This is a genomic window from Mucilaginibacter sp. A5337 (assembly GCF_059690695.1).
In genome coordinates this window covers 39,968-56,488 of the sequence record NZ_JCAWEC010000004.1, presented here as the reverse complement: position 1 = coordinate 56,488, position 16,521 = coordinate 39,968, and the positions used below count along the sequence as shown (strand labels likewise).

General features: G+C 42.5%; 19 protein-coding genes. 8 read left to right on the top strand and 11 right to left on the bottom strand.

What is annotated here, in order from left to right:
* Positions 1-7: 7 nt before the first annotated feature.
* A complete protein-coding gene (locus AC59JO_RS14080; RefSeq protein WP_497306023.1) occupies positions 8-1,024 on the top strand; it encodes a hypothetical protein in 1,017 nt (338 codons plus the stop codon).
* On the opposite strand, the gene AC59JO_RS14075 is transcribed toward AC59JO_RS14080, so the two are convergent.
* The 5 genes from AC59JO_RS14075 to AC59JO_RS14055 all read right to left on the bottom strand — a co-directional run bounded on the left by AC59JO_RS14075 (position 993) and on the right by AC59JO_RS14055 (position 4,942).
* On the bottom strand, positions 993-1,622 hold the full coding sequence (locus AC59JO_RS14075; protein WP_413670051.1) for a rhomboid family intramembrane serine protease: 630 nt from the start codon (positions 1,620-1,622) through the stop codon (positions 993-995). The genes AC59JO_RS14080 and AC59JO_RS14075 overlap by 32 nt on opposite strands.
* Positions 1,623-3,368 (bottom strand): M14 family zinc carboxypeptidase, encoded by a 1,746-nt coding sequence (locus AC59JO_RS14070; RefSeq protein ID WP_497306021.1) that lies wholly within the window; start codon positions 3,366-3,368, stop codon positions 1,623-1,625.
* A gap of 64 nt (positions 3,369-3,432) precedes the next feature.
* Positions 3,433-3,834, bottom strand: coding sequence for a ribonuclease E inhibitor RraB (locus tag AC59JO_RS14065; protein WP_413670053.1), 402 nt, complete (start codon positions 3,832-3,834; stop codon positions 3,433-3,435).
* A gap of 17 nt (positions 3,835-3,851) precedes the next feature.
* Entirely contained in the window at positions 3,852-4,205 is a 354-nt protein-coding gene (locus AC59JO_RS14060) for an MmcQ/YjbR family DNA-binding protein (RefSeq protein WP_413670054.1), read from the bottom strand.
* Positions 4,202-4,942 (bottom strand): hypothetical protein, encoded by a 741-nt coding sequence (locus AC59JO_RS14055; protein WP_413670055.1) that lies wholly within the window; start codon positions 4,940-4,942, stop codon positions 4,202-4,204. The genes AC59JO_RS14060 and AC59JO_RS14055 overlap by 4 nt, the downstream gene beginning before the upstream one ends.
* Positions 4,943-5,020: 78 nt before the next feature.
* Between AC59JO_RS14055 and pepT the strand changes: the two genes are divergently transcribed.
* Together pepT and AC59JO_RS14045 are read left to right on the top strand one after the other, a co-directional pair.
* A complete protein-coding gene (gene pepT / locus AC59JO_RS14050) occupies positions 5,021-6,271 on the top strand; it encodes a peptidase T (protein WP_413670056.1) in 1,251 nt (416 codons plus the stop codon).
* Positions 6,272-6,381: 110 nt separating this feature from the next.
* A complete protein-coding gene (locus AC59JO_RS14045) occupies positions 6,382-6,876 on the top strand; it encodes a GNAT family N-acetyltransferase (RefSeq protein WP_413670057.1) in 495 nt (164 codons plus the stop codon).
* Positions 6,877-6,883: 7 nt separating this feature from the next.
* Here the strand turns inward: AC59JO_RS14045 and AC59JO_RS14040 are convergent, their stop codons facing one another.
* Genes AC59JO_RS14040 through AC59JO_RS14030 form a run of 3 tightly spaced genes read right to left on the bottom strand, consistent with a single transcriptional unit; the run spans position 6,884 to position 8,183 of the window.
* Positions 6,884-7,078: a DUF8506 family protein gene (locus AC59JO_RS14040; RefSeq protein ID WP_413670058.1), complete on the bottom strand. Its 195-nt coding sequence runs from the start codon at positions 7,076-7,078 to the stop codon at positions 6,884-6,886.
* A gap of 35 nt (positions 7,079-7,113) precedes the next feature.
* Complete coding sequence (locus AC59JO_RS14035) at positions 7,114-7,644, bottom strand: ATPase (protein ID WP_497306018.1); 531 nt, start codon at positions 7,642-7,644, stop codon at positions 7,114-7,116.
* Positions 7,645-7,664: 20 nt separating this feature from the next.
* A complete protein-coding gene (locus AC59JO_RS14030) occupies positions 7,665-8,183 on the bottom strand; it encodes a GNAT family N-acetyltransferase (RefSeq protein ID WP_497306016.1) in 519 nt (172 codons plus the stop codon).
* 69 nt (positions 8,184-8,252) lie between these two features.
* On the opposite strand from AC59JO_RS14030, the gene AC59JO_RS14025 reads away from it, so the two are divergent.
* From AC59JO_RS14025 to AC59JO_RS14015, 3 genes are all read left to right on the top strand, one after another.
* A complete protein-coding gene (locus AC59JO_RS14025; protein WP_497306014.1) occupies positions 8,253-10,610 on the top strand; it encodes a S9 family peptidase in 2,358 nt (785 codons plus the stop codon).
* A gap of 8 nt (positions 10,611-10,618) precedes the next feature.
* Positions 10,619-11,200 carry a hypothetical protein gene (locus tag AC59JO_RS14020; protein WP_413670062.1) on the top strand — a complete coding sequence of 194 codons (582 nt, stop codon included), beginning with the start codon at positions 10,619-10,621 and terminating at the stop codon, positions 11,198-11,200.
* 89 nt (positions 11,201-11,289) lie between these two features.
* Entirely contained in the window at positions 11,290-11,850 is a 561-nt protein-coding gene (locus tag AC59JO_RS14015) for a suppressor of fused domain protein (protein WP_497306012.1), read from the top strand.
* Between the two features lie 90 nt (positions 11,851-11,940).
* Here AC59JO_RS14015 and AC59JO_RS14010 read toward each other — a convergent pair whose 3' ends face one another.
* Both AC59JO_RS14010 and AC59JO_RS14005 read right to left on the bottom strand, forming a co-directional pair.
* Positions 11,941-12,156, bottom strand: coding sequence for a DUF6358 family protein (locus AC59JO_RS14010; RefSeq protein ID WP_091208892.1), 216 nt, complete (start codon positions 12,154-12,156; stop codon positions 11,941-11,943).
* A gap of 2 nt (positions 12,157-12,158) precedes the next feature.
* Positions 12,159-12,473: a rhodanese-like domain-containing protein gene (locus AC59JO_RS14005; RefSeq protein ID WP_091208895.1), complete on the bottom strand. Its 315-nt coding sequence runs from the start codon at positions 12,471-12,473 to the stop codon at positions 12,159-12,161.
* Between the two features lie 116 nt (positions 12,474-12,589).
* Here AC59JO_RS14005 and AC59JO_RS14000 point away from each other — a divergent pair, with 116 nt between their 5' ends.
* Entirely contained in the window at positions 12,590-13,708 is a 1,119-nt protein-coding gene (locus AC59JO_RS14000; protein ID WP_091208897.1) for a DUF4407 domain-containing protein, read from the top strand.
* 142 nt (positions 13,709-13,850) lie between these two features.
* Positions 13,851-14,486: a DNA-3-methyladenine glycosylase family protein gene (locus AC59JO_RS13995; protein ID WP_413670065.1), complete on the top strand. Its 636-nt coding sequence runs from the start codon at positions 13,851-13,853 to the stop codon at positions 14,484-14,486.
* On the opposite strand, the gene AC59JO_RS13990 is transcribed toward AC59JO_RS13995, so the two are convergent.
* A complete protein-coding gene (locus tag AC59JO_RS13990) occupies positions 14,483-16,462 on the bottom strand; it encodes an alpha-ketoacid dehydrogenase subunit alpha/beta (protein ID WP_413670066.1) in 1,980 nt (659 codons plus the stop codon). The two genes, AC59JO_RS13995 and AC59JO_RS13990, sit on opposite strands and share 4 nt — an antisense overlap.
* Positions 16,463-16,521: the final 59 nt, after the last annotated feature.

Below are 16,521 nucleotides of genomic sequence, written 5' to 3'. Positions count from 1 at the left end.
TTTTAGTATGAAAATCGTGCTTATCTTTGTGGCCATGCCGGCACAAATTTATTCACCATTCACCAATTTCAATTTCAGCAACAATAAATGTTTCCTTACAGGGCAAAACCTTAATTCGCCTGAGGAGCAGATCCAGGTGTTTCCGCAATGGCTCATGAGCCGTTATGAATTGGAAGACAAGCCTTTTAAGCTGCTCGACGAAAGTATGGCAACCTACAAAGACCTGAAACTGCCCTGCACAGCCGAAGTTAACGAACGCTATCTTGAACCGCTCGAAAACACAATTGCTGCTGCTTTTGATACCGGTTATGACGCTGTAAAGGCGCTTGATGAAGATCAGCTGTTCCTATGGGCAGGTAAATTGTTGTACGGCATCATTTTCAACGAGATCCAGGCAGGCATTAAACTACAGCACTCACAGGGCGAAGAGTTTAATATATCTCAATCTATCATCCATAAGTTCAACAATCTGCACATGATGCTGCAAAGCCTCAATTTGCCTGTTGAGTTTGATGGCTTTAAGCCTTACAGCCTCGTATTGTTTAAGGTAGATAATGCTGAAAACGTTTTTGGTTACCGTGATGAGATCAATACGCTCACCTTTTCACTGCGCATCAAAGATTTCGGCCTGATACTATGCCTGCAGGATAACGGCGCCAATGCCCGCTACCATAAAGAAGCTTTGGATAAAATTGCAGATCATACACTGCATCCTATCCAGTTTGAAGAGTTAAACGCCGGGTTCTTTTACTCGGCATATTTGTTTAACCGCCTGCCGGAGTATGATATTTTCAATATTGGCGAAACTATATCATTAGAGGCCTTGCCCCTGCGTGGCACCAGCAGCAAACCCCTGTTTGATGACTGGATGAACAAAACTTACGGACAGGTATTAGAAAACTTCTGGAAAAATTGGGGGTTCCTGCTGTTAGAGATCATCAGGAACCCCGAAAAACCTATGAGCTTTTTATTTAATGCGGATGGGGAATTTATCAATGGCCAAGATTTGAAACTGCCATTGTAATCTGCTGCCAAAAATCAGGCAAAATTTCGTGATGAAATATAATGGTGATCATTAAGCCGCTTAGTGCACCATAAAAGTGGGCATCATGGTTGATCTGATCGCGTGAGTATTTCGAGGCGTAATGACAATATACAAGATATAACACACCAAATATTACAGCGGGGATAGGAATTGGTATTGGTAATATTACCATCCGGGCCAGTGGGTTATATAATATGGCACTAAAAATAACCGCACTTACTGCCCCTGAAGCTCCAAGACTGTAATAACTGTAATGATCTTTGTGTTTGAGCACAGTAGGCATATCGCTTAAAATTAAGCTCACAGTATACAATATGGCAAATTGAACGTGCCCTAACAGCGGTTCAAGTCCAAAAGCAAAAAAGTAAAACGACAGCATATTGAAAAACAAATGCATCCAATCACGGTGAATAAGCCCGCTGGTGATAATAGTGTGGATATCCTTACCGCGCGAAACGGTATAAGGATGCAGCATCATGCGCCCATAAAGGTTATTGTTTGAAAAGGCTAAGAGCGAGGTAATAATTGTTATTGCGAAAATAGCACAGGCCACCGGGGCCGTTTGTAAATATTCCATTTATTTAAGGTCGAGTTTGGTATTAGTTAAAAGCCTGCCCACCGGGTAGCGCATAAAAGTTTTTTCAAAATAAGGCGAATTGCGGTAAACAAAGAATAATTGCGCACCGGCATTTTTGGCCAGTTGCGGATCTTTTGCTTTCGCATCTTCCAGTTTCTGTTTAATTGAGGGATCTTTTTTTAGCAGATCAGCAGCAATATCTTCAAAAACATAATCTGAAAAATACTCCTTTTCGCCCAGCACCGAATCAAAAAAGTTCCAGGCAAAAAACGAGTCGACACCCTGCGGTTCCAGCGTTTCCATGATATAACGGTTTATTGGCTGATTAGTATACACCACATAATCCCCGGTATAAAATTTAACCGGCATATCCACCGGGTTAAGCTTTACGCCGGTATGCAGATAATGCCCCTCAAATGGTCGCGCAGGTGTTTTCAAATCGGCTATATAATACATTTGTAGATTAAGCGTGGTGTCATGTGCCAGCTGTTTCATCTGCACGCCGTTTAGCTTAAACAAATCAATTACCTTGCCCCAGGCCTGCGGAATTACATAAGCCGCCGGTTTATCGGCAGTGGCTGTAACCTTATAAGTATTAAAATATTTGATGGTTTTGGTGTAAGGTTTATCGCGATCATAATACAGCCTTGGCAATCCGCTCACTCCGCTGGTTTTATGGCCAGCCTCGTAGCCTTTAAAGGTAATGGTATCAACCTTGTCCATATCAACCGCCCAGCTTAATGCAAAAGTTTTTTGATTGGTTACCTGCTCATCGGCTTTGCGTTTCAGTTCACCAATTAGCTTGGCATCGCGTTGATTAATTTCAATAAGATGCTGCATAAAATCATAGGTAGCATACACACGCTTATCAAAAGGTTTAAGCATGTGCGTTTCGGTGATATAGCTGATGATGTTATGCTGGGCTGTAAAACCGGTAGCAAAGCGCGGGGTTTCCAAAAAACTCACAATGCCCGAATCAGGTAAACCCTCTTCACCCGCGCCGTAAGGGATCATTTCATAGCCATTCTTTTTCATTTTGCTGTACAAGTACGGGGTAAGCGTTTTAGTGGTATAATCGGCCAGGATAGGGTTTTGTTTCTCCTTTTGCGTTTCAATCAATGTCATTACGTATTGATAGTCGGCGCCATCACTGGTGTGATTATCTAAGAAGATTTCGGGCTTCCAGGTGGTCAGTATCTGTGTAAAGGCTAATACATTGCGGCTATCGGCCTTTATAAAATCGCGGTTTAAATCAAGATTACGATAGTTACCCCTAAAACCGTAGGCCAATGGGCCATTCTGGCTTACACGGCTCACACCGCGGTTAAGGTTACCGTCTATATTATATAGTGCGATAAGGCAGATCACTACATCTTTTGGGAGTGTATTATTTTTCAGCATATCACGCACCAGCATCATACTGGCGTCAATCCCTTCCGGCTCGCCGGGATGGATACCGTTATTGATTAGTAACACCCGTTTGTTTTGCTTTTTTATAACTGCCGGATCAAATACCTTATCTTTTGAAAGTACAACAAGTGTTAAGGGTTTACCTACATCAGTGGTGCCATAATTGATAAGCTTCATTTGCTCCGGGTACAGCTTATTTAACTTTTGATAGTAATCAATTACCTGGGCATAGGTAGCAGTATAATTTTTATCCTTACTTAACTCAAACGGGGTGAGCTGAGCTTTGGCAGATAAGGTAATAAAACAGGCAATTAAAGCGACGAAAACTATCTTCATGAGTAAATACGTTGCTCAAATATAGTTTAAGAATGCCAATTAGGCGTGCAGGTACACAATAATATTACTGATCGGGAATAGTGCCCCAGCCATCAAACTCACAATCAAATTTATAACCAAGATTACACATCTGACTAATCCATGCTGCAACAACAGCATCTTTCATTTTTATTTTGGTTGTCCATCCGGTGACAATGAATAATTTTTTATCCCCTTCAGAAACGCCGTATTTTACCTGGTAGTTTAAATTGGATAATTCCAGCGCAAATGCCTCCGCTTTTTGATAAGTATTGGTATAAAAGAAAAACTCAAGCATCAGTTCCCTGTCCTCGTCAACATTTAACTCCCTGAGCTTTTCCATAAGTACCGGCAGCATATTAAGCTGCGTCGTCGATTTTTCTTCGAACGCTTCTGTCGATACAAATTGTCCGTTGTCCTTTTTTCCGAAAAAGCTGAATAATCCCATGAGGATATATGTTTTACTTATAATGCAGCTATCTCAGCCTGCACTTTCTTTGGCAAACTTTTAACTACTTCATTATAGGAATGGTCTATCATTTCGCAGAGTTGTTTGCGTGTGAGGGAGCCATTCATTTGCACCGTATTCCACATTTTTTTATTCATATGGTAGCCGGGCTGTACTTCAGGGTGACGTTCACGAAGTTCAACAGCCCATTCGGGGTCGCATTTAACATTGAACCTCTCGCCGGTTTGCAAACCAGTTAATAAAAAGATCTTTTCAGCGATTTTAAAAACCAGGGTATCTTCTCCAAAAGGGAAACCCTCGGTAGCGCCCGGCTTTTGCAGGCAATAGTCACGCAACTCTTCTATGTTCACCGTCTGAAATTTCTGACAAGTTTGGTGTATGATACAGTATTGCCAAAGTTATACTTAAAGCCAAGGGTAAACATGGCAAACTGATCAGGAGCGTTATTTTTAAACTTCTGCGGATTGTCATTATATCCATCCAGTCCCTCACCAAAAGCATAACTATGCTGATAACCGAGCGTTATGGTATAACCTACCTGGTCATAATCATCATATATTTTAAATTCATAACCAAAGCGTAAAGGCACCATAAGGTTAACGCTTTTATCTTTCCCGGGGAAAACATAGGTATTCGGGCCGTTATACAGATAAAGATTGGTACGTTGAATGTCCTTCATCTTGTTGAATATTGCGCCAATTCCGGCACCACCATAAAAATTTTTAATAACATTTAAAAAACCACTGTTATCATAATCAATTATTTCGCCCAACTGCAGGTCGGCATGGAGTACCAGGGCTTTATAATTGTTTTTTGAATAGCGGCCAAACTGATCTTTATCCGGCGTACGCCCACCACCTTCAAGTGTACCAAACTGAAATTCAAGGCTCATAGGTACATAAGGGCTGTAATTATAGGTTAAATTCAGGCTTCCCCCCGGATGCCAAACCTGCTTGTTAAGATCATCAAACCCCCGGCCATAGCTTGCGCCAAAACCAGCACCCCATTCATAATAGTTAAAACCACTTTGCGCTTTCGCCATAACCGAGGCAAAAACCAAAACAAAAAGCAGAAAATGTTTTTTCAATGTATAATTTTAATCAATATTTACAATTGGTGATGGTGTTAGCCGCCTCCTAAATTTTTACTAATATAAAAGCTTTATATGAATTTTAGCTCATTCATTAAGTTCACTGTAGCCGAGCGTTTTTTGCGCTATGTTACCATTGATACACAATCGGATCCCACTTCTGTTTCATTTCCATCAACAGAAAAGCAAAAAGATCTTGGCCGGATGCTGGTTGATGAGTTGTTGGCCATAGGGCTAACCGATGCGCATTTGGATGAGTATGGATATGTTTACGCAACTATACCCTCCAATACTGACAAGCAAGTTCCTGTTATCTGCTTTTGTTCGCACATGGATACTGCGCCAGATTGCAGCGGCAAAGATGTGAAACCCATTGTTCATAAAAACTACCGGGGGCAGGATTTAATATTGCCGGATGACGATACCCAGGTAATCCGCATGGCAGAATATGAAGACCTGAAAAATCAAATTGGCAACGATGTAATAACTGCCAGCGGCACAACACTGCTTGGCGCTGATAATAAAGCCGGTGTAGCCGAAATTATGGATGCCTGCTACCAGCTCATGAACCACCCCGAAATTAAACATGGTGATATCCGTATTTTATTTACTCCCGATGAAGAGGTTGGTCATGGCGTTGATCACGTGGACATCGCCAAGCTTGGCGCGTTTGCCGCTTATACTATGGATGGAGAGAGTGCGGGCAATATGGAGAATGAAACTTTTTCGGCCGATGGTGCAAGGCTTACCATTAATGGCGTAAGCTCACACCCGGGATTTGCAAAAGGCAAAATGGAAAGCGCCATTAAAATTGCCGGCCAAATTATTGCCGCCCTGCCCGATGAGCTTTCGCCGGAGCATACCGAGGGCATGCAAGGCTTTGTGCACCCGGTAGGTATGGAGGGCCACGTTGAAACCGCTACTATCGACTTTATAATCCGCGATTTTGATGAAGCCAAACTTGCAGATCATGTGGAGGTTATCCATAAAACAGCAACCGAAGTGCTAAAGAAATTCCCGGGTTCAACGTTTGATATTGCCGTGAGCCAGCAATACCGCAATATGAAAGGCATACTTGACCAGCACCCGCAAATTGTTGATTATGCCATGGAGGCCATAAACCGCACCGGTTTAACTGCCAAATTATGCAGCATTCGCGGCGGCACTGACGGTTCAAGGCTTTCGTTTATGGGGTTACCCTGCCCCAACATTTTTGCCGGGGAACATGCTTTCCACAGCAGGCATGAATGGGTATCGGTACAGGACATGCAAAAGGCAGTTGAAACCATTTTACACTTGTGCATGATCTGGGAGGAAAAAAGTTAGTATGAAGTCGAAAGTCTTAAGTTCTAAGTCGAAAGTGTGTTTTTGACATCGGGCTTAAGACTAACTGCTTTAACAAAATCGTAATTATTAACACGCAGCTAAATTTAAAAATGTACACGATACGTACCGCTACCATAAATGATGTAGAAACTATCCGCAATATTGCTGATAAAACCTGGTGGGTAACCTACAGCCCTATACTCGAGCGCGAACAGATAGCCTTTATGCTGGGCGAAATTTATTCGACAGAAAAAATAACCAAGCAGGTTAAAGAAAATCAGCAAACTTTCCTCCTGTTGGAAGAAGAAGGTAGACCGGTAGCATTTGCCGCCTATTCCCCCCGCGAAGAAGATTCTGAGATCTACAAACTGCATAAACTTTATTGCCTGCCCGAAACCCAGGGCAAAGGCTACGGTAAGGTATTAATTAACGAGGTAGCAAAAAAAACCAAAGATGCCGGCAAGCAAACGCTTGAACTAAATGTGAACAGGTATAATAATGCCAAGTCATTTTACGAAAAGATGGGATTTGCAGTAGCTTATGAAGAAGATATAGCTATTGGTAAATACTGGATGAATGATTATGTGATGCGGAAAGAACTGTAGTTGATTGCTATTTAGCGGGTAGGGTTTTCAAAAGTTCTTTAGCGGGTACCACTTTGAAACTGCCATCAATTTCGCCAATGATAAGACTTTTACCTTTTTCGGCAGAAGTTTCAACTAATTTTCTTATGGCTATATTCATGCCTTTCAACACTTTGGCTTCCAATTCATTTATATCCATGTTGATATTTATTTTAGTTCTCATTTGCCTGGCTTAAAATTATTTCCCAAACATCGAGTTTAGCTATAGAAGGCTTTGAATTTTCTATGCCTCTTGCTACAAGCTCCGGACCTGTATCCATGTTTTTTATCACCAACCATGTTAACCAGCGGTATATACAAAGATATTAAATTTCTTATTCCCCTGTAGTACCTACGCTCAATCACATCTATAGGAATGTTATGCCCGCCTTCATTCACACGTGTAGCTACCCTTTGCATCGCTATTTGTGGCGAACTTAGCCAAAAGAACAATAAAGTAACTTCGTATCCTTTTTGCCGGGCTTTTTTAACAAAGGAAACATAACTCCGGGTTGAAAGCGTAGTTTCGAAAGCAAAATCAACTTCCCGACTTAGCAATTCGTCAATTCGCTGTAACATGATTCGGCCTGCTTCAAGTGCAACGCTTTCCGGGTTAAAGGGAGAAAGCCCAGCTGCAATATTATCAGCATTTACAAACTCATTGCAGTTAAGCAATTCGGGCAAAACCGTGTAGCTTGCAGTAGTTTTACCGGCACCGTTGCAACCTGCTATGATGTATAAATTGGGCATTTGTTTTAAAATAGTTTCAATTAATCCTCCTTAAATATAGCATACATATGCTTATCCATCACCTCACCATTTTTAATGATCGATCTCCTCAACACGGCCTCCTTTAAATAACCAGCCTTTTCAAGTAGCCGCATAGATGCTGTGTTTTTATCATACACCCCGGCTTCAATACGTATCAGCGGAAAGTACTCAAATGCATAAGTGGTTACCAGTTTTACAGCCGCAGTCACAATACCTTTACCCCAGTATTGCTCACCAAGCCAGTAGCCTATCTCTGCAGTGATGCGGCTTTCATCATTAAACGGTTCAATACCGATACCGCCGCAGGCTTCGCCGTTAATCACTATGGCAAAACTTGTTAATGGTTGCTGATCTTTTACCAGATTCACCCAAAACAAAGCATCATTCAGTGTATACGGATGCGGGAACCTATCGCGCAAAAAAGCTGCTACTTTTGCATTGTCTGCGTGGTGTTGAAGCGATACTTCATCTCCCTGTTGCCATGCCCTCAATAAAAATCCGTTGCCCTGTAGTTCCATTTGTAACAATAAAATGCTTAAAAATAGCAATCATTGGCTAAACTGCTAAATTGCATGCTTTATTGAGATATGAAGAAACTTTTAAGCTTATTGTTCCTGATGCCGGTAGCAGGTGCTTTTGCACAAAAGCTGGACACCCTTACCATCGAAAAAATTATGCGCGACCCGAAATGGATTGGGGTATCCCCCTCCAATGTTCGCTGGGCTAACGATAGTAAAAAGATCTACTTTAAATGGGATGATGATGCTTCGGGTGATGCGCGTTTATATGCTGTTAACCCGGCTGATAACAGGGTGCAAAAGGTTAGCATTGCCGAACAGCGTGATCTGGCACCGGGCGGCGAATGGAATAAAAAGCATACTCAAAAGGTATTCAGTAAAAATGGCGACTTGTTTTTATACGATGTAAAAAGCAATAAAACCACCCGCTTAACCAATACCGTAGGGCAGGAAGACAGCCCTGCTTTTAACGGTGATGAAACAAAGATTATCTATAAAGAAGATAGCAATCTCTTTGCCCTGAACCTGAATGGCGGTAGCCTGGTACAGCTTACCAACTTTGTAAGGGCGGCAAGTGATAAAAAAAACAAGGATAAACCTAACGAGCAGGAGCAGTGGCTCAAAAAACAACAGCTTGAACTGTTTGATATCATCAAAAAAGAAGCGAAAGATGATAAAAAAGACTCAACAGAAACAGCATTACTCAAACCTGATAAATTAAAAGAAATTGCCTTTGGCGAAAAAAGGCTGAGCGCCGTGCAGATCAGCCCCGATGGCCGTTTTATAACTTACAACCTTACCAAACGTGCCGAAGGGGTTCAGAATGCTATCGTAACAAATTATGTTACCGCATCAGGCTTTACCGAGGATATTCCTAACCGCTCAAAGGTTGGCCGGCCTTCATCAACTTCAGAGACTTTTATTTACGATAAGCGCCGCGAGGCCGTTTACCCGGTTATTACATCAGAGATTCCCGGTATTAAAGATCTGCCCGATTATTTAAAAGATTACCCCGAAGAATTAAAAGCCCGCCAAAAGGAAAATGCCGACAGGCCGGTAAATATCGACGGTGTTTTATGGAACCAAAACGGCAGCAATGCGGTGGTTATTATCTCGGCACAGGATAATAAAGATTGCTGGATCATGCGCCTCGACCCGGTAACCGGGAAACTCAACCAGCTTGATCGTCAGCGCGATGAAGCCTGGATAGGCGGGCCGGGTATTGATGATCCCGGAAATACAGGTTTTATTGACGACACCCATTTTTATTACCAAAGCGAGGCCAGTGGCTACTCACATATTTATGTGGTTGATGTAACCAGCGGTGCAAAAAAACAGCTTACCAACGGCAAATGGGAAGTGCAAACCTTACAGCTAAGCAACGATAAAAAAACATTTTACTTTACTGCCAATATAGATCATCCGGGCATAACCCATTTTTACAGGATCCCGGTTGGCGGAGGAACCCCGGTTAAAATTACCGGTATGAAAGGGGGTAACGAGGTAACGCTTTCTCCGGATGAAAAATGGCTGGCCATCAGGTATTCTTATTCCAACCGCCCCTGGGAGTTATATATCCAGGCTAATAAGCCGGGGGCAAAAGCAATCAAGCTAACCAACTCGGTTTCGGCCGAGTACCTGTCGTACCCATGGCGCGACCCGGAGATCATCTCCTTTAAAAACCGCTATGGTACCGATGTTTATGCACGCCTGTATCAGCCAAAAAAATCCGATCCTGCAAAACCGGCCGTAGTTTTTGTACACGGTGCAGGCTACCTGCAAAACGTTACCTATTCATGGAGTTATTATTTCCGTGAGTTTATGTTCAATAACATGCTGGCCGATAATGGATATACCGTACTGGATATCGATTATACCGCAAGCGCAGGCTATGGCAGGGATTTTCGGACCGGCATTTATCGCCACATGGGCGGCAAGGACTTAACAGACCAGGTTGACGGTGTAAAACTACTGGTTGAAAAATATGGTGTAAATCCGAAGCATGTAGGCTTGTATGGTGGGTCATACGGCGGCTTTATTACCCTGATGGGTATGTTTACCGAGCCTGATGTTTTTGCAGCAGGCGGCGCTATCCGCTCCGTTACCGATTGGGCCCACTATAACCATGAGTATACATCGAACATATTGAATGAGCCTTTTACCGACGAGCTGTCATACCGCAAAAGCTCGCCTATTTACTTTGCTAATGGTTTAAAAGGTAACCTGCTGATGTTACATGGCATGATAGACCAAAATGTAAACTACCAGGATATCATTCGCCTTACCCAAAAACTAATAGAATTACACAAAGAAAACTGGGAACTGGCTTCATACCCTGTAGAAGATCACGGCTTTGAAGAACCCAGCAGCTGGACCGATGAGTATAAACGGATTTATAAGTTATTTGAAGGGACTTTGAAGAAATAATTGTTATCATGAAAAAACTACCAATTTTACTCGGGTTGTTTCTTTTTGCATGTTCAACGCAGCCGATACAACAAGCAAAATTGGTCACGATGCCGGCACTGTACCCTGCGAAAAACTACTCAAGCAAACTTTATGACGAACCTTTCTTTAATGAAGAACATTTTAAGTATGTATTAAACAAGCAAAAGGGAGATTCTTTAAAACGTATTTATACATCAGAAACGACAATTACTGACGGTAAAGCCAAACAGTTTTTCAGAAGCGGTGATGTGACCCTCAACAAAGACACGTTGATTTTTATATTGACTGACACTCCTTTCTCAAATGGTCGTTACGAGTTGAGATTTGTTAAATCACCAGGCGTATTTAATGCTAAATACTATCAAACTTTTTCAATTACTGATAGCTCATACAAAAAACCTGTTTTTGAGGTAATAAACAAAAATTTGATCCTTGATAAAGGCACTTACGCAAAGGGCGACCTGCTGAAAGGTAAGTTTTCATTTCAGATAGCGGTATCACATACGTGGGAAAGCAAATATGTCGATACTATATCTGTGTACGGATTTGTAAAAGCAATTGTAAAGTAGCCTTATCTTGCGTTCATCTATAAACAAGCACAAGACTATAATAAATCTAAAATTCATCATAAATTTTTAATTATAATGCAGTTTATAAGATGAGCATTTACAACAAACTGATCAAAGAGCATTATATATCAAATTGGGGAAGCAATTTTGAAGAGAGGATATGGACAAAGGGACCTATCAAAGAATTTGATAATAAACTTACAATTTTAGAATTTAAACCAACAGGCAAGAGGAAAATGTGGACTTATGCAACATGCGGGATGTCGGCATTTACCCATGAAAAGCCTGTTGAATTACATTTGTTCTCCGCTGCTCAGGATAACTCGATATTAGAGTTGTTGACAAGCGTGGTTTACTACCACAATATATATCAAAATTTAAATTTGGGAGATACAATTAATTTCGGCAGGGCCTGGCAGGGAGATTCTGAATGTAGTTACGGCTTCATTTCTTTGCCTTATCTTGATGGACCTGATCTCGAACGGTTTTATCCGGATAATAGCGATAGAGCAATTTTTTGTTATTGGCTTATCCCTATAACACTACAGGAGCGAAATTATAAAATACAAAATGGCTTGGAAGAATTAGAAGAGAAGTTGGAGGAAAGCCAATTTAATTATCTTGATAGTAATAGACGGAGCGTCGTATAATAAAACGTCTAAACTTGCGCGGGCTACAAACAACCGCAAAGACTTACGAAGTTTCAAAAACGTCGTAAGTCTGCAAGCATTAACATTGGGTTACTTAGTCCCTTTGCCTTTTTTATTTTGTGAGGCGTCCTGGGTGTCCTTAACCTCTTTCAAAAGCCGGAGCTTCATAAAAATCACCACTACACCAACAATGATGGCCCCTGCCATTACAGGGTAATTGTGGGTTGTAAGCATCTTATAGGCAACAATAAAGCACAAGGCTACACCCATGGTGTAAAGCACATTGAGCACTAATTTAAAGCCCATTATTAGTACACGTTTAATTCAGGATCAATTTCGGCCTGCCACGCAAGGATACCGCCCCTTAAGTTCGACAGGTTGGTAAAGCCAAGCTGCTCCAGCTGCATAATTGCGGCTGCGCTACGTTTACCGCTGCGGCACATTACTACTACTGGTTTATCTTTACTTATCTTTTCTGATTCTATCACTACGCCGCCGAGCGGTATAAGTTGTCCGCCAAGGTTTGAAGTTTCGTATTCAAAATCTTCCCTAACGTCAATCAGTTGAAAGTCTTCGCCTTTGTCAATTTTTTCTTTTAGTTCCTGTACGGTTATCTCGTTCATGTTAAATGTAATTATAATCCAAAGGTAGTTTTTTTCTTAATCAAATATTTAGGCTTGTTATTTGTAACAATCAAAGTGTATGAGCGTTTCATATATGTTTACACAATAATTACTTAATGAAAAAAGTTACACGCTTTTTCTGGTTCTGTTCAGGAGCACATATCGATACCTTAAAAAAGTACCCTATCGAGCATAATAAGTATGTTGGTATTGGGGCAACTATATTTTTCACCGCTTTGTTTGCGGCTTTATCCGGCGGCTATGCCATGTACTTTGTTTTTAATGGTGATGGTTTTGCTGTAGGCTTTGCTATACTATTTGGTTTGCTTTGGGGAACGGCCATTTTTAATATGGACCGTTACATTGTATCCAGTATTAACAAAGAAGGTACAACCAATCAGCAGATTTTGCAGGCATCGCCGCGTATTTTGCTGGCCATTATGATTGGTATCGTAATATCGCGTCCGCTTGAGCTCAAGATCTTTGATAAAGAAATTCGCCAGAAACTAAAAACCGCCTATTTAAAAGGGCAACGCAGTAAGATTGATACCCTCGAAAAAACCTACATGCAGAAGTATGCCATGGAGCTGGGTAAAAATACCGATCTAAAAAAGGAAAAGGATTCGCTTGAACGGGATATTAACCGCTCACGCTACCAGCTTAACCAGGAAGTTTTTGGCGATAAAACCAACCAAACATCGGGCATCACCGGTTACGGAACTTACGCCAAACAAAAACAATCTGTACTGGAAGAAAAAGAAGCCCGCCTCAAAACTGTTACTGATAATTTAGGGCAGATGGATCAGTACCTGAGCGCTCGTAAGGATTATGAGGGCCTAAACAGTACACGCCTCTTTACCGAACATCAACTGGATAGCCTGGCCAGCATTGCAGGTTTCTCTGACCGTAACTGGGCATTGGGCCAACTCACTTACACGGAAAACGGGAAGCGCGACCTGGATACCTACCTGGCTATCTCATTTATTGGGTACCTTTTTATTTTGTTTGAATGCTTGCCGGTGTTTGTAAAGCTGATGTCGCCCAAGGGACCTTATGATACAGCCATAGCCAAAACCGCTGAAGCCAATATTCATCTGGCCGAACGGGACAAGGAACGGGATATGGCAGTTACGGATAATATTTATGACCATAACCTGGATACGGATATCCAGCGGCGAAAAAAGATCATTACCTCACAATCTGATTATGATTTTGAGCGGCATAGCTATGAGTAAATTATGAATGCGGAGACACATAATTGTGTCTCCCGATCTACAAAGCGTCTCTGTATAGTTCAGAGACGCAATTATGCGTCTCTACGTTATTTTTTGCAATTCCCGGCCTAATCCCTCATCTTGCACAACATATCATCAACCTATGTTTGAGCAATTTTCCCATTCAAACTTTCATCTCATCTGCGATAAGCTTGCTGCTAATGACCCTGATCTTGCCCTGATCATTCAAAATCATGGCTATCCGCCCTTATGGTCGCGGCCCAACAGTTTTGAAACATTAGTGCATATTATTTTGGAGCAGCAGGTATCGCTGGCATCTGCATTATCGGCCTTAAATAAATTAAGGGAACGGGTGCAGCAAATTACCCCAACCCGGGTGCTGCTCCTTACCGATGAGGAATTTCGCGCATGCTATGTAAGCCGGCAAAAAACTATCTACATAAAATACCTTGCCGAAGCCATTGTAAACGGACAAATTAACCTTGCCGAAATGGAACAAATGCCTGATGACATTATCCGCGCCAAACTAACCGCCCTTAAAGGCATCGGCAACTGGACAACAGATGTGTACCTCATGTTTGTGCTGCAACACGCCGACGTTTTCCCTATAGGAGATCTTGCGGCTGTTAACGCGCTAAAAAGGGTAAAAAACTTGCCAAAAGATACATCAAGAGAAGAATTGTTATTGGTAACCGAACAATGGAAACCTTACCGCACCGTTGCATCAATGTTGTTATGGCATTATTACCTGTCGTCGCCACGGCCTCCGAGGACCTAGTAAGCCAACAAGCTCTCCATACTCTCCTGCAGTCTTGCCTTTGCCAAAAACTGATCTTCCAATGCTTTGCTCATCGGGATAGCGGTATCCAAACTGCCGCAGCGCATTACCGGGGCGTCAAGGTATTTAAAACAATGCTCGGCAATGTGGGCGGCAATTTCGGCGCCGAAGCCGTTGGTTAGGGTATCTTCATGTAAAATCAGCACCCGACCGTTTTTTTTAACGCTGGCTTCAACAGCTTCCTGGTCCCAGGGTTGAAGGCTGCGCAGGTCGATGATCTCTATGGATTGATCGGGATGCTTGTCCGCATATTCCAAAGCCCAGTGCACGCCAAGACCAAATGTTATGATAGTGGCTTTATCGCCTTGTTTAATTACATTGGCTTTGCCAATCTCAATCATTACATCATTATCGGGTACATCTGCATTGATGCTGCGGTACAGGTATTTATGTTCAAAATAAATTACGGGGTTAGGATCATCAATGGCGGCAAGCAACAGCGCTTTGGCATCTGCCGGGAAGGCAGGATAAACAACTTTCAAACCGGGCGTTTTGGTAAACCAGGCTTCATTACTTTGTGAGTGGAATGGCCCTGCTCCGGTTCCGGCACCTGCGGGCATCCGGATCACCACGTCAACGCCCTGTGCCCAGCGGTAATGCGTTTTGGCCAGGTTATTAATGATTTGATTAAAGCCGCACGTGACAAAATCAGCAAACTGCATTTCAACTACCGCCTTGTAGCCGTTAAGGGCAAGCCCCATCCCTGCGCCAACAATTGCAGATTCGCAAATAGGCGTATTACGAACGCGGGCTTTGCCAAACTCTTCCACAAAGCCCTGTGTAATTTTAAAAGCTCCGCCGTATTCGGCAATGTCCTGCCCCATGATCACCAGGTTGGGATGTTTGCGCATGGCTTGTTTAAGGCCATCGCTAATGGCATCTATATAGCGCTTATTAGTAACAGGCGAAGCGTTTGGCTGTACAAGCGGGAAACTGTAAGGCTTATACATATCCTGTACCTCAGTGGCTACATCAGGTATAATATCAGCTTCGGAGTAAACCTTTTCAATTTCGGTTTCAATCAATGCCGCAAACTCCTTACGGATCACAGGGATCATGTCCTTTAGCAAAACCCCTTCGGCAAGCAGGTATTTTTCAAAATTTGCTACCGGATCTTTCCCCGCCCACCACTCAAACAAGTTATTGGGCACGTATTTAGTGCCCGATGCTTCTTCGTGGCCGCGCATCCTGAAAGTCATACATTCCAGCAAAACAGGGCGCGGGTTTTCACGAATAGCTTTATTAAGCGTAGTTATGGTGTTATAAACTTCAAGCAGGTTATTGCCGTCAATACGGCGGCCTTCAATACCGTAGCCTATGGCCTTATCAACCAGTTCGCGGCAGTTATACTGCTCATTTGTTGGAGTAGAAAGAGCGTAGCCATTGTTTTCGATCAGGAATATTACCGGCAGCTTCCAAACCGAGGCTATATTGAGTGCCTCGTGAAAATCACCTTCACTGGTAGCACCTTCGCCGGTAAAAACAAGTGTTGATTTCTTTTTGCCCGATAATACATCGGCTAAGGCAATACCGTCGGCCAGTGCAAGCTGCGGCCCCAGGTGCGATATCATACCGATGATCTTATATTCCTGGGTGCCGAAATGAAAAGAGCGGTCGCGCCCTTTGGTAAAGCCCGAAGGTTTGCCCTGCCATTGCGCCATTAAGCGCGAAAGCGGAATGTTTCTTGAAGTAAAAACGCCGAGGTTGCGGTGCATGGGCAAAATATACTCGTCGGTATTCATGGCCAGGGTGCTGCCAACAGCTATGGCTTCCTGGCCAATACCCGAAAACCATTTGCCAATGCGCCCCTGCCTTAGCAGGATCAGCATCTTCTCTTCAACCATGCGCGGGAACAGCAATTTTTTGTAAAATGCCAGCAAAGTATCATTATCGAGGTTTTTCCTGTCAAAAATCATAACGTAAAACTACTGAAGTTTTTAAAACTTTGTATGTTTGATGATACTATCAAAAAACT

What these genes read in the sequence shown, in the direction of transcription:
- AC59JO_RS14080 (WP_497306023.1), top strand. Translation starts at nt 8, where the DNA reads ATGAAAATCGTGCTTATCTTTGTGGCCATGCCGGCACAAATTTATTCA.
- AC59JO_RS14075 (WP_413670051.1), bottom strand. Translation starts at nt 1,622, where the DNA reads ATGGAATATTTACAAACGGCCCCGGTGGCCTGTGCTATTTTCGCAATA.
- AC59JO_RS14070 (WP_497306021.1), bottom strand. Translation starts at nt 3,368, where the DNA reads ATGAAGATAGTTTTCGTCGCTTTAATTGCCTGTTTTATTACCTTATCT.
- AC59JO_RS14065 (WP_413670053.1), bottom strand. Translation starts at nt 3,834, where the DNA reads ATGGGATTATTCAGCTTTTTCGGAAAAAAGGACAACGGACAATTTGTA.
- pepT (WP_413670056.1), top strand. Translation starts at nt 5,021, where the DNA reads ATGAATTTTAGCTCATTCATTAAGTTCACTGTAGCCGAGCGTTTTTTG.
- AC59JO_RS14045 (WP_413670057.1), top strand. Translation starts at nt 6,382, where the DNA reads ATGTACACGATACGTACCGCTACCATAAATGATGTAGAAACTATCCGC.
- AC59JO_RS14040 (WP_413670058.1), bottom strand. Translation starts at nt 7,078, where the DNA reads ATGAGAACTAAAATAAATATCAACATGGATATAAATGAATTGGAAGCC.
- AC59JO_RS14035 (WP_497306018.1), bottom strand. Translation starts at nt 7,644, where the DNA reads ATGCCCAATTTATACATCATAGCAGGTTGCAACGGTGCCGGTAAAACT.
- AC59JO_RS14030 (WP_497306016.1), bottom strand. Translation starts at nt 8,183, where the DNA reads ATGGAACTACAGGGCAACGGATTTTTATTGAGGGCATGGCAACAGGGA.
- AC59JO_RS14025 (WP_497306014.1), top strand. Translation starts at nt 8,253, where the DNA reads ATGAAGAAACTTTTAAGCTTATTGTTCCTGATGCCGGTAGCAGGTGCT.
- AC59JO_RS14020 (WP_413670062.1), top strand. Translation starts at nt 10,619, where the DNA reads ATGAAAAAACTACCAATTTTACTCGGGTTGTTTCTTTTTGCATGTTCA.
- AC59JO_RS14015 (WP_497306012.1), top strand. Translation starts at nt 11,290, where the DNA reads ATGAGCATTTACAACAAACTGATCAAAGAGCATTATATATCAAATTGG.
- AC59JO_RS14010 (WP_091208892.1), bottom strand. Translation starts at nt 12,156, where the DNA reads ATGGGCTTTAAATTAGTGCTCAATGTGCTTTACACCATGGGTGTAGCC.
- AC59JO_RS14005 (WP_091208895.1), bottom strand. Translation starts at nt 12,473, where the DNA reads ATGAACGAGATAACCGTACAGGAACTAAAAGAAAAAATTGACAAAGGC.
- AC59JO_RS14000 (WP_091208897.1), top strand. Translation starts at nt 12,590, where the DNA reads ATGAAAAAAGTTACACGCTTTTTCTGGTTCTGTTCAGGAGCACATATC.
- AC59JO_RS13995 (WP_413670065.1), top strand. Translation starts at nt 13,851, where the DNA reads ATGTTTGAGCAATTTTCCCATTCAAACTTTCATCTCATCTGCGATAAG.
- AC59JO_RS13990 (WP_413670066.1), bottom strand. Translation starts at nt 16,462, where the DNA reads ATGATTTTTGACAGGAAAAACCTCGATAATGATACTTTGCTGGCATTT.